Origin of the sequence: Enterococcus sp. 6D12_DIV0197 (genome assembly GCF_002174385.1) — a bacterium.
Taxonomy (GTDB): Bacteria; Bacillota; Bacilli; order Lactobacillales; family Enterococcaceae; genus Enterococcus_D; species Enterococcus_D casseliflavus.
This window is the reverse complement of sequence record NZ_NIBN01000001.1, coordinates 2,255,028-2,266,918: the sequence shown is the minus strand read 5'-3', so window position 1 is coordinate 2,266,918 and position 11,891 is coordinate 2,255,028. Positions and strand designations below refer to the sequence as shown.

Genomic DNA, 11,891 nt, shown 5'->3' with positions numbered 1-11,891 from the left:
AAGCAATTCGGCTTGAAGGGTAGCAAGAGCCTGTTCGGAGAAGGACTGTTAACTCTTTATTTGTTGCTATATCGTTTGGTTAAAAGTTACAAGGGGGGAAAAGAATGACTATCATCTTTAAAGATCAATTACCAGCGGATTCAAATCAGATACTCGCTTTGTATAAATGTGTTGGCTGGGTCGCCTATACGAAAGAGCCAGAGCGACTATTAAAAGGCCTAGCTCAGTCGCAGGTGATCACTGCCTATGTTGAAGAGCAGCTAGTCGGACTTATTCGATGTATAACCGATGGACAAACTATTCTTTATATTCAGGATCTGTTAGTAGCGCCAGCGTTCCAACGTCAAAAAATTGGCCAGCGATTGCTCAAAAAAATGCTGGCGAGATATCCATCGATTCGACAAAAGGTTTTGATCACGGACAACACAGAGAAAACGCGCCGATTTTATGAGTCTTGCGGCTTTTCCTCTGTAGAAACGCAGCAAATTGCAGCATTCATTTATTCACCTAAAAACGAGTAAATAGCCAGAAACCCGATCGCTAGTTGAAAATGGTCAATTTATTAACGGTTTTATGTTAGATGAAGGAGTGGGAGAAATGAAGCTGCGATTTGCGTTATTTGTGTTAAGTTTAGTGATTGGTGTTGGCGCATGTGGAGGAAGCATGCTGGCGTTTATGAGTATTGAGCCATTAAGGAAAGGACAGTCATTTGCTGGGTTGGAATCGTCCATGCTCCAAGGAACGCCATTTACAACATTTTTGATTCCCGGGGTGTTTTTGCTAATTGTGTTAGGACTGGGCAATTTATTGGCAGCTATCCGATTGTGGCGCAACCAAGGGTATCATGGCGAATTGCTTTTAGGCATCTGTTTAATTATCTGGATCATTGTTCAAGTGATTTTATTAAGGGGCGGGAATGTTTTGCATCTGATTTTCTTAGTGTTAGGTTTACTCCAGCTCGGTGTGGCAGCTTACTGTATCAAACACTTGCAACTCTCGGTTCCTTTTTCTGCTCATCAAAATTGATTTTGCAGAAGGGTTTTATGGGGGAAATAATTAAATTACTCAAAAGTTTCCTATGAAAAACGTGGATTTTTGAAAAAATATTCGCAAAAGGATCATTCACTTAAAAAATTATGATAAACTGAAAGAAGTGAACGTATTTTCTAGAATCAGGAGGATCAATTATTGGAGTTTCTTAAAAAATCAAAAATTTTTGCAGGTCTGGTGATCGTCTGCCTTTTAGGGATCGCCGTCTGGATCTATTCAAATATACTGTTTGTTTTTCGACCATTAGAAGCAATCTTTTCTAGTGTCTTTTTACCAGTACTGATATCCATTTTTATTTTTTATATCTTTTTGCCTTTCTTTAATTGGGTAAAAAGAAGGACGAAAAAGAAAAGCATTGCGCTGTATGCGACACTGTTGTTGATCGTTTTTGCAGCCTATTTGATCATTCAGGTGATTGGACCCGCATTAGCCTATGAGATGGGACGCTTTATCAATCAAATACCCGTTATCATCAATTTGGTGATCGATAACATCGATCATTCCTATTTGGAGGAACTTTTCGGTCCTTTCATTGATTCGATCGATATTTCGCAAGCGAGCAATTTCGCTTTGCAGTTTATTACCGGGGCAACGAATAGTCTGACGAGTTTGATCTCCATCGTTTCTCACTCAGCGATCGTTTTGTTTACGATCCCACTGCTCTTAGTCTATATGTTTAAAGACGGTGAGAAAGTGCCAGACTTTTTAGCAAACAAAACACCGAAAAAGTATCAAGGTTTGATGCGTCAATTATGCAGTGATTTCCACCAAGCAGCGTCTGCTTATATTGGCGGGAAATTGCTTGTATGTTCGTACGTTGCCGTTTCCAGTTATTTGATTTTTTCTTTGCTAGGTTTGCAGAATGCGTTGCTTTTAGGCCTGATTTGTGGTGTCTTGGATATCATCCCATACTTCGGACCATTTATCGGAGCGGCACCCGCGTTTCTATTTGCTTTAAGTTTAGATATCCGGACTGCCATTTTATTGGTAGTGGGCATCACGATCATTCAATTGGGTGAATCGTATCTAGTTTCACCTCTAGTAATGAATAAAGTGTTGCATATCCATCCGATTATTGCGGTGTTCTTATTATTGATCGCAGGCAACTTGCTGGGATTTGTTGGTATGATCGTTGCACTTCCAGTGTATTCGATCATAATGGCGATGTCTGGCACGCTACTCCGTTTTTTCCAGGAACGCAAACTAGAACGTTCTGTGATCGATAAGGAGTCATTGTAACAATAAAACTTGCTGTTGAAGAAATCTTCATCAGCAAGTTTTTTGTTTTAGATGACACATAGCACGGTAGAAAGACTCATGCTATACTGATTGAAACGAAAACGACGATAGGAGTGAGGAAATGAAGGTTTTGTGGAATGATCAGATCGTTGATCGAGAGGTAGTGAGAATTGATATCGAAGACCGTGGCTATCAGTATGGTGATGGGATCTATGAAGTTATCCGAATATATAATGGCCGCTGTTTTATGTTAGCGGAGCATATGGCTCGATTGGAAAGCAGTGCACAAAAAATTAAGCTGACGTTACCCTATTCGATTCCCCAATTGACTGAAAATCTAAAGTTACTCATTAAGACTGAAGGAATCACAGAAGGAGAAATCTATCTTCAGATCACCCGAGGAATCGCTTCTCCGAGAAATCACGAGTTTCCACCAGCCGGATCGGTCAAAGGGGTGGTGACGGCAAATGTGATCCCCTTTGAACGACCAGATGAAATGCAGCAAGCAGGGCTTTCGGCAACCGTCCTTCCTGATGAACGCTGGTTGCATTGTGATATCAAATCATTGAGTTTGTTAGGGAATCTTTTGGCGCTGGATCAAGCGATCGAAGCTGGCTTCGATGATGCGATACTGCAACGAGATGGCTTTTTTACAGAAGCATCTGCATCCAATCTCTGGTTTGTCATTGATGGGATCGTCTATACTCATCCGGACGGGCGATTGGTGTTACCGGGGATCACGAAAATGAAGGTCCTTCAGTTGTGTCGCCAATTAGAAATTCCCTATCGAGAAGAACCCGTCCCGATTGAGGCACTACGCAACACGCAAGAGTGTTTCTTGACCAACTCAGTTTGGGAAATCGTTCCGATCGTTGCCATTGATGGGAAACCCGTTGGCACTGGCGTATTGGGTTCAATCACGAAACAATTGCAAACAGCGTATATCGCTGCCACAAAGAATAAAAGCGATTCATTGTGATTATGCAATAGAAACCACCTGAAAAAGCTTTGGCAACACCCAGTATTTTTAAGGCTGGGTGGGACCAAAGCTTTTTCTTGCGTTGAAAATTATTTCTTACCATTCACTAGGGTTCCACAACTTCCCGTCAAGTTCTCCTTGTTTCAATTCGATGCGGGTTTCTTGCTGCTGCAACAACTGTCCCAGCTCTTGCAAAAATGCTTTTTCGTGGTAATCAGTGGTTTCTTGAATGGATTGTTCTATCAGCGGTGTTAGCCAATCATGACCCATCAAAGCACCTCCAATTCAGCTAAAGCATCTTCTAATTCGTTCAATGTTTCATGGTTTTCCTGCAACAGGGATAGCAAAGGAGAAAGCTGTGGTTTTTCAGAAACCAAATGCGCCAGCTTCTCAGCAAACCATTGTTGCTTTTGATCAAACGTAAAGGGAGCGGGCATTGATAATAATTGCTGATAGGCAATGACAAAGGCACGCTTTTCTTTTTCCGTTTTATACATCAGTTGGTCAAGGACAACGATGGGTAACACGGTCATTTGGTGTTTTTTTGCCATCAGTACGAGTGGATGCAAAATTTCGTTAAAGGTCGTATTTTCTCGACCGCCTAACTGAAATTCTTTGGCAGCAACACCAGTAGAAACGGCGAAACTGATTTCTTTTCCCACCAAAGCAGGCGCGCAATTTTCCCAAACCGTATCGATCCAAGCTTTCATTTTTGCTGGAACACTGTACCAATATAAGGGAAATTGTAAAACCAAACGGTCACAGTTTTGCAGCAGCGCCTGTTCATCGGCAAGAGAAAAGTCAGAAAAATCATCAAGAAAGTGTATGGTGACATTAGGAAGTTTGGCACTTTCACTGAAAAAACGTTGGGAAAGAGAGTTGTGGAAATCTGGGTGGCTAGCCACCACTAAGGTTTTTATCATGAGATTGATCATCCTTTCCTACTACATGTACCATATTTTACCAGAAAGGGAAACTAGTCTGCTTTGCTTTTCGTAGTGTTGGTCCTCTTTTAGTTTGATTTAAGGTACCTCGTCTATATTCATTGATAAGGAAGTGTCAGTAACGACTTACACGTGAAGTAAATGGGGGAATAGAGGATGGAATCAAATGATCCCTTGATCAAAGGTCTAGCAAATGTAGTAATGTTCGCCGCCAATACAATGGAATATGTCGAAAATAAACTTGCCAGTTGCCGACAACGAATATCTGGAAAGCAACCCTCAAAAGAAAGTGACTATGGCAATGGGCAAGAGTTTACAGAATTGACTGCGCAAAAATGATAGATAGAGAGAAAATAGAAGAAGTGACTCACCAGGTAAAAGGTGAGTCACTTTTTTGCTGTCAAGTTCTTCATCATCAGTTGGTACTTTTCTTGGGGGAAGGTATAATGAGTAAATGAAGCATAGTGGAGAGGAGAAGCAGGTGATGAACCATTTATACAAACGAATCCAATACAAAATCCCTGAGCTAAACCGAGTAGAACGAACCGTCCTTAACTATTGTTTGAGGGCGCCTGAGAAAGTTTCGGAAATGACGGCCGATGAGTTAGCTTCTCAAACCTATACTAGTCAGGCAACGATCAGTCGAATGGCGAAAAAGCTTGGCTTTACGGGTTTTCAAGAATTCAAGTTTTCATTGAAAAGTTATCAAAGCCTTGAAAGAAACGAGTCAGCTACCCAAGCCTCTCTTGGTTTATCCCCACTGATCAAGCAAATGATTGACCAGCTGACGACATCCTTATCAATGATTGAAGAAGCTGACTTTCAGCGTGCCGTGGAAATGCTGCAGCAAGCACAACGGATCGAATTTTTCGCTTTAGGGCAAAGTGCGCCGGTCGCATTATCTGCAAGTCGAAAATTGCGCTTTTTAGGTAAAACAGTGGGTGCATCAACGGATTGGGATGAATTGACAACCATCGCGAACCAACTATCAAAAAATGATTTAGCTCTTTTTATTAGTCATAGTGGAGAAACGATCGGGATGCTAAATTATGCTACTCGTTTGAAACAAAGAGGCGTGCCGATTTTAGCCTGTATTGGTCAACCAAAAAGCACGTTAGAAAAGCTTGCCACCTTCTCTTTTCCTGTTGAAATGACAGCGATTTATCATCATGAAGTCGATTTGAGCCCGCGGATCTCCTTAGCGGCGTTACTGGATATTTTAATTATTCAATACGCCAATCAAATCGAAGCAGGACTTGATCCTGAATGACCATTCCATTTTGTGAATGGTCATTCTTCTTTGGGGAACTGTATTGTAAGCCTTCTTGATATCGTTTACATTTTAAGAGATAAAAGTGTTAGGAGGAAATGATATGCAAAAAGGAAAGAAAGCAAGCTGGATGGAAATTTTTCAAGGACTTGGGAAAACATTTATGTTGCCAGTCGCTTTACTCGCATTCATGGGTTTATTTTTAGGGATTGGTAGTTCATTTTCATCTTCTTCAACGATCGACGTTTTCCCATTTTTAGGTGCCCCTTGGCTCCAAGTGGTTTTTCGTTTCATGTCAACGATCGGTGGGTTTGCCTTTAGTTACTTACCCGTCATGTTTGCGATGGCGATTCCTTTAGGTCTAGCAAGAAAAGAGAAGGGAGTTGCGGCATTCTCAGGCTTTGTGGGCTATGTCGTGATGCATTTATCCATCAATTTTTATTTACAAGAAACGAATCAATTAGCTGCTGCAGATCAACTACGAGAAGCAGGGCAAGAGATCGTTTTTGGCATTCAAACATTATCAATGGGTGTTCTAGGAGGTATTATCGCAGGATTGATCGTTTATAAATTGCATATGCGCTTCTACCATTTTCAATTGCCAGATAGTTTTGCATTCTTTTCAGGAGCACGTTTTGTTCCAATCATCACCTCGCTTACTTTAGCTGTGGTCGGGGTGATCATTCCGATGATTTGGCCGTTGTTTGCTATGATCATCACAGGAATCGGACATTTGATCCAACAAGCTGGTCCTTTCGGTCCGTTCTTATTTGGTTCAGGTGAGCGCTTGTTACTGCCATTTGGATTACACCATATTTTGGTTTCCATGATTCGCTTTACCGAAGCCGGGGGAAGTCAGCTGATCGATGGTCAGCAAGTCTTTGGGGCGTTGAATATTTTTTATGCGGAATTACAAAACGGCTTGAGCATCTCACCAAGTGCAACTGCGTTCTTGTCTCAAGGGAAGATGCCAACCTTTATGTTTGGCTTACCGGCAGCAGCATTAGCTATGTACCACACGGCAAAACCTGAGAATCGTTCAAAAATAAAAGGTTTGTTGATTTCAGGCGTCATTGCAACTTTTGTGACAGGAATTACTGAACCAATCGAATTTTTATTCTTATTCATCAGCCCTTTATTATGGATTTTTCATGTCATCATGACAGGTGCTGGATTTATGGTAATGAGTCTATTAGGTGTCACGATTGGAAATACCGATGGGGGCGTGCTTGATTTTCTTATCTTTGGCGTGATGCAAGGCGCATATACAAAATGGTGGCTCGTTCTGATTGTAGGAGCTTGCTGGTTTGCCCTTTATTACTTTGTTTTTAAAACAGTAATCCTTCGCAAGAACTTGAAGACACCTGGTAGAGAAGAGAACAGTGATCAAACGAATGAGTTGGAAGAGGAAATGACCTATTCTGGAAAGAGTGGCTATGATGCCCATGGTATTTTGGCAGCTTTAGGGGGAGCAAGCAATATTGATTCTTTAGACAATTGCATTACACGGCTACGCCTCGTTCTAAACGATGGTACATTGGTTGATGATGAACGGCTGAAAAAACTAGGTGCGCTTGGGGTCGTTCACTTAGATGATACTAACGTGCAAGTAATCATTGGAACGAAAGTAACAACAGTCAGAAATCAACTTGATGCGATTCTTTAGCAAAATTGTCAAGTAGTAGGAGTGAAGAAAATGTTTTTTGATGAACCAATCAATCGTAAAGGAACCCAGTGTACTCAATGGGATTATGTTGAAGACCGTTTTGGTGAAAAAAACTTGTTGCCATTTACGATTTCCGATACGGATTTCAAGGTGCCAGCTGCAGTTGAAGCGGCACTTATCAAGCGGATGCAGCACCCGGTTTTTGGGTATACACGTTGGAATCATAATGAATTCAAGCAAGCGGTCTGCAAATGGTATTCTGAACGTTTTAACAGCATGATCAAAAGCGATTGGCTGGTCTACAGTCCTTCCGTTATGTATAGCGTTAAACAGCTCGTCACCCTACTCAGTGAACCAGGAGATGGGATCATTATTCAGACGCCAGCGTATGATGCGTTTTATAAAATGATCAAAGAGAACAAAAGAAAAATCGTACCTAATACACTCATCTATGATGCTAAGTCGTATCGCATTGATTTCGAAGAGCTAACAAGATTGATGGCACAGCCTGAAAATAAAGTTCTTCTCCTCTGTAGTCCTCATAACCCAACTGGGAGAGTCTGGCAAAAGGATGAGTTGCAACGAATCATCGAATTGGCGAAAACCCATGATGTATTTATCATCTCTGATGAGATCCATATGGACATTGTAAGAAAAGGACAAAGGCATCAACCGATCATTGATTTGTTGCAAGAAAATGTAGCCCTTGTTACTTCGGGAAGTAAAACATTTAATTTCCCAGGGTTGATTTATTCTTATGGAATCATTCCTGATCCCAAGTTGCGTGAGCGCTTCTTAACTCAGTTAAAAGAAGCCGATGGGTTGAGCTCCACCAGTATTTTTGGCATGACCGCAACGATTGCTGCCTACGATAATGAAAGTAAGTGGGTGGATCAGCTCAATGACTATCTTGATGGTAACATTGCTTATGTGATCGCTTATTTACAGGAACATCACCCAGAACTCGTGGTCACGAAAAGCGAAGCCACGTATCTTATGTGGATTGATTGTACAGCACTGGGTTTAACGATGGTGGAATTGCAGCAACGAATGATTCGAAAGGGGAAAGTCGCGATTATGTCAGGAGAGCTCTATGGGAAAGAGGGGAGAAATTTTTTGCGCCTAAACATTGGCTGTTCGCGAGAAAAACTCATTGATGGCTTGAAGCGATTCACATTGAGTTTGACATAAAAAAGAACCCACTGAGCGATCAGAAAGATCCTGTATTCTTTCTGATCGCCAGTGGTTTTTTAGTCTTTCGTCGTGCGGGGAGTCATTGCAGTAGTAACGGGGATTGGTTCAACGACATGGAAATAACCTTCTTTGTCTTGAATGATCAGCATATCTTGCTGACTCTTGCTCTTGATGATCTCACCTTTAACAATTTCGTTGGTGACAGTCCGATAAATGCTTGTAGTCATGTTCATTCCTCCCAACGGTTTTTACCAATTGATCTTCAATAGGGGGACTAGTACAAATCAATTGCTTGATTTGTACCAGCAAGGAAAAAGAAAACGAATTGGTATCTTTAGTATAGGAGAGCAATGTTTAGATTGCTGCAATTCCATGTAAAGTTTTTGTTAATCCTTTTATTTTCAGCGATTGACTAATCGGCTAAAGAAAAACGCAAGGCCATTTTATTACTGCCAGACTCCACCATTTTTCCTAGTAACGTTGTTGCATTTTTTAAATACAGTTCGGCCATCTCAGCGTTGGCTTCTTCAAGCAGACGAGTAGGCTGCTTGTCAGCGGAAGCTTTACGATCAGTTTCTTTCTGGATGCGGCGACAAGCCGCCATCGTTTCCATTTCAAAACGGTTGGCAAGATCACTATAGCGATCGTAGTCGCTGTCTCCAATCAACGCCAAGGTGCGTCCTAACCAATAGCTATTTGATGGATCGTAGGTCTTTGTCGTATCACAATAGCCAAGTGGGGTCTTAGTGATAGCTGCATAAAAGGGCACAACGCCATTGAAGGTATTGGGGCCAAAGGCAAGCCAATGAATGCCAGCGATTGCTGCGGGCACGTGGTTGCGGATCTGTAAAATATGGACTTGCTGGTTGCGATTGAGAGCAATCGATCGGAATTGTGTTTTTTGTGTCTCGCTCCCTGTACCGTAAGGGTCAAAAGGCGTATTTTGGAAGTGGGAGCTCAATGCCCATTTTACATCTTCCACGGATAGCTTTTGTTTTGGGTAGCATACAAACGGGAGCTCTTGATCGATCGGTTCAGCGGCTGTTCCGCTAAAGTATTTTTGAATGTACCATGCCCGCGGGTTATTGTAACGGGTATCTTTTTCTGAGGAGCTGCCAAAAATATGGCGTAGATTAATGCCTTCAAAATCAGGATTTAATTGATAGTCTTCAATCAACTGTTCGAGATCCTGCGAACACAACGTCATTTCTGAGGCGAAATCGAAGTGATCAATGTTTAAGCGATTTGGTGCCACGACATAGGCATCATCTGGTATGCGAACAGCTGCCCAGTGATGTCCACCGATGGTTTCCATATACCAGATTTCCTCGGCATCAGAAAAAGCGATCCCGTTGGCTTCATAGGTCCCATAGGTTTCTAAGAGTTCCCCTAAGCGTAAAACACCTTCTTTAGCGGAATGGATGTAAGGCAGTACGATGCTGACGAAATCAGCTTCCCCGATACCATCTTCCACATATGGATCAATAGCCAAAATGCGTGAATTGGTTGTGATCGTTTCTGTTGCAGTCATGGCGATATTTTCTTCATTGATTCCTGAAGCTGCCCAAACTCCTTGCGATTCATCTGCTTCAGGGGTTGAAGTATAGCGTAATGATTTTGCTGGCAAACTGATTCGACAGTTGCTTAAAACGGCGTAAAATTCATTTCCTTGCTGTTCTGGAGTGATGACGACGAATTTTTGCGGTTCCGAACCGCTTCCAGAATCTTCATTGCGGGCAATCATGGTCGAGCCGTCGATCGATACTTTTTTTCCTACTAGTAAAGTGGTACAGGACGCTTTTTTTCTATCCATCTTTCCAACACTCCTTCATTTCTTCTTACGAATGATTGAAGCTAGTATACCCATAGTCTCATGGTTTTACAATGCTTTCTATAGAGAGGAACAAAAAAATTTCGCCTTTTTTATTTATTTTTAGTAGAATAAGGTGTTGTAAAAAAAATCAAAGGAGCCATTATTATGAAGAAAACAGTTGTTTTTAGTTATATTTTTTTACTAAGTCTGGTTTTTGCCGGCTGTGCCAAACCATCGATGGATGCGGGAAACTCCTCCAGTGAATCTTCGTCAGTCCAACAAAACGCCGAAGAGCGCACTGCCCAAATCAGCTTCAATAATAAAAGTGAAGAGCAAGACCAGGAGATCGAAACCAAAACGGTCACTTTTAAAGAAGGGGTTTCTTTGATGACTATCATGAAAGAGAACTTTGACTTGGAAGAAAATCAAGGGATGATCACCAGCATTGACGGTTTAGCGCAAGATGAAAAAGCTGGCTATTATTGGACATATACGATCAATGATGAAATGATTACAACTGGGGCAGATGATACCTTTTTAGGAAACAACGATAAAGTGGTTTTCACCTATGAAAAATTCGAATAAACCACTTGCATTTGCTGGAAAAGAAATTGCTTATTTAGGGTTGCTTGTGGCAGCGGCCGTCGTCGGCAGGTCACTTTTTCAACCCTTACCCAATGTTCAACCAATGACGGTGATCTTTTTATTAGTAACCATCCATTTAGGTCTTAGTCGTGGATTGATCGTTTGTCTGCTCTCGATGCTGATTACCAATTTTTACATGGGAATGGGAATATGGACGATTGCTCAATTAGTTAGCTATGCAATCATTATTTTGGGGATGTATCTGTTGTCAAAAAGCAAGCTGTTTATGAAACGGTTGCTTTTACAAGTCAGCTACAGTGTATTTGCAGGGTTTGCTTATGGCTTTGTGATATCTTGGATCAGTGTCAAACTTTATGGGTTTCCTAGCTTTTGGGCTTATTATTTTCAAGGATTGAGCTTTGATGCCCTCCACGCAATAGGCAATGGCATTTTTTATCTGTTACTAGCACCGATCTTTCTGCGGCTTTTCCAACACTACTATCCAAAGAACAACAGCGAAGGGCACTAAGCGCTTCGCTTTTTTTGTTGAATTAGCTAGTGTCGGGCAAAACGTCCATGACTAGAGGAAAAAGTCTTTGACGATCAAATGAGGTGAAAGGGGTTATGTGAGGAAACAAGCAGGCATATTGTTGTGCAAAAGCGGTTTCTGCAGGTATCCTTAAGGTATCTAAGGAAGGATGTGGCTTTTGATGAAATGGATCGTGAAAAAAGATGATTTAGAAAGCTACCGTGCGAAGTTCCATGGAAAACTGGCTGGTTATGCCGAGGAAGCCAAAATGATTGCCCTGCCAACACCAAAGTATTTTATCGTGGTGGTTGACGAAGAAAAAATCCACTTGATTCAGTTAGATCTGCAATTTCATGAAAAAGGGATGCAGACAATTATGATCCACGAGATCACAAAATTACAACTAGGCGGTGTGGTAAATAAAAAAGTCCAGATTCAGACACCTTCGACCACTGTCAAACTAATGATCAAACCGTTGGCGATCGGTATCAAAGAGGAGCAAAAAGCCTTGATCGATCGGTTTACCAGAATGTCGCGATAAACATCGGAGGAACACGATTGAAGGAACACGCGGGAAAAATCAGCTGGATTTTTTCAAAAAAAAGCAAGGGCAGTTGCCTGC

General features: G+C 41.6%; 15 protein-coding genes. 11 read left to right on the top strand and 4 right to left on the bottom strand.

Annotated elements, in window-relative coordinates; translation table 11 throughout:
- Window positions 1–104 precede the first annotated feature (104 nt).
- The 4 genes from A5867_RS10520 (at window position 105) to dat (ending at window position 3,268) form a co-directional block, all read left to right on the top strand.
- The gene (locus tag A5867_RS10520; RefSeq protein ID WP_087627558.1) at window positions 105–521 is read left to right on the top strand and encodes a GNAT family N-acetyltransferase; all 417 of its coding nucleotides are present in this window, start codon (window positions 105–107) and stop codon (window positions 519–521) included.
- 76 nt (window positions 522–597) lie between these two features.
- Window positions 598–1,026 carry a hypothetical protein gene (locus A5867_RS10515; protein WP_010748436.1) on the top strand — a complete coding sequence of 143 codons (429 nt, stop codon included), beginning with the start codon at window positions 598–600 and terminating at the stop codon, window positions 1,024–1,026.
- Between the two features lie 162 nt (window positions 1,027–1,188).
- The gene (locus A5867_RS10510; protein WP_010748435.1) at window positions 1,189–2,289 is read left to right on the top strand and encodes an AI-2E family transporter; all 1,101 of its coding nucleotides are present in this window, start codon (window positions 1,189–1,191) and stop codon (window positions 2,287–2,289) included.
- Window positions 2,290–2,410: 121 nt separating this feature from the next.
- On the top strand, window positions 2,411–3,268 hold the full coding sequence (gene dat / locus A5867_RS10505) for a D-amino-acid transaminase (RefSeq protein WP_087627556.1): 858 nt from the start codon (window positions 2,411–2,413) through the stop codon (window positions 3,266–3,268).
- A gap of 96 nt (window positions 3,269–3,364) precedes the next feature.
- On the opposite strand, the gene A5867_RS17970 is transcribed toward dat, so the two are convergent.
- Window positions 3,365–3,538 carry a hypothetical protein gene (locus A5867_RS17970; protein WP_005226215.1) on the bottom strand — a complete coding sequence of 58 codons (174 nt, stop codon included), beginning with the start codon at window positions 3,536–3,538 and terminating at the stop codon, window positions 3,365–3,367.
- Entirely contained in the window at window positions 3,538–4,203 is a 666-nt protein-coding gene (locus A5867_RS10500) for an NAD(P)H-dependent oxidoreductase (protein WP_087627555.1), read from the bottom strand. Before A5867_RS10500 ends, A5867_RS17970 begins: the two co-directional genes overlap by 1 nt.
- 165 nt (window positions 4,204–4,368) lie before the next feature.
- On the opposite strand from A5867_RS10500, the gene A5867_RS10495 reads away from it, so the two are divergent.
- From A5867_RS10495 to A5867_RS10480, 4 genes are all read left to right on the top strand, one after another.
- A complete protein-coding gene (locus A5867_RS10495; RefSeq protein ID WP_087627554.1) occupies window positions 4,369–4,551 on the top strand; it encodes a hypothetical protein in 183 nt (60 codons plus the stop codon).
- A gap of 145 nt (window positions 4,552–4,696) precedes the next feature.
- Complete coding sequence (locus A5867_RS10490; protein WP_087627553.1) at window positions 4,697–5,482, top strand: MurR/RpiR family transcriptional regulator; 786 nt, start codon at window positions 4,697–4,699, stop codon at window positions 5,480–5,482.
- A 103-nt stretch (window positions 5,483–5,585) separates the two neighbouring features.
- Window positions 5,586–7,148, top strand: a complete 1,563-nt coding sequence (gene malX / locus A5867_RS10485; RefSeq protein ID WP_016609246.1) for a maltose/glucose-specific PTS transporter subunit IIBC — start codon at window positions 5,586–5,588, stop codon at window positions 7,146–7,148.
- Between the two features lie 30 nt (window positions 7,149–7,178).
- Window positions 7,179–8,339 carry a MalY/PatB family protein gene (locus A5867_RS10480; RefSeq protein WP_087627552.1) on the top strand — a complete coding sequence of 387 codons (1,161 nt, stop codon included), beginning with the start codon at window positions 7,179–7,181 and terminating at the stop codon, window positions 8,337–8,339.
- A 59-nt stretch (window positions 8,340–8,398) separates the two neighbouring features.
- On the opposite strand, the gene A5867_RS10475 is transcribed toward A5867_RS10480, so the two are convergent.
- Window positions 8,399–8,569 carry a hypothetical protein gene (locus tag A5867_RS10475; RefSeq protein ID WP_010748430.1) on the bottom strand — a complete coding sequence of 57 codons (171 nt, stop codon included), beginning with the start codon at window positions 8,567–8,569 and terminating at the stop codon, window positions 8,399–8,401.
- Between the two features lie 185 nt (window positions 8,570–8,754).
- The gene (locus A5867_RS10470) at window positions 8,755–10,155 is read right to left on the bottom strand and encodes a C69 family dipeptidase (protein ID WP_087627551.1); all 1,401 of its coding nucleotides are present in this window, start codon (window positions 10,153–10,155) and stop codon (window positions 8,755–8,757) included.
- Between the two features lie 165 nt (window positions 10,156–10,320).
- On the opposite strand from A5867_RS10470, the gene A5867_RS10460 reads away from it, so the two are divergent.
- From A5867_RS10460 to A5867_RS10450, 3 genes are all read left to right on the top strand, one after another.
- Window positions 10,321–10,740, top strand: coding sequence for a DUF4430 domain-containing protein (locus A5867_RS10460; protein ID WP_005226209.1), 420 nt, complete (start codon window positions 10,321–10,323; stop codon window positions 10,738–10,740).
- Complete coding sequence (locus A5867_RS10455; protein ID WP_015509784.1) at window positions 10,724–11,269, top strand: metal ABC transporter permease; 546 nt, start codon at window positions 10,724–10,726, stop codon at window positions 11,267–11,269. Before A5867_RS10460 ends, A5867_RS10455 begins: the two co-directional genes overlap by 17 nt.
- A 169-nt stretch (window positions 11,270–11,438) precedes the next feature.
- The gene (locus A5867_RS10450; RefSeq protein ID WP_005226207.1) at window positions 11,439–11,810 is read left to right on the top strand and encodes a hypothetical protein; all 372 of its coding nucleotides are present in this window, start codon (window positions 11,439–11,441) and stop codon (window positions 11,808–11,810) included.
- Window positions 11,811–11,891: the final 81 nt, after the last annotated feature.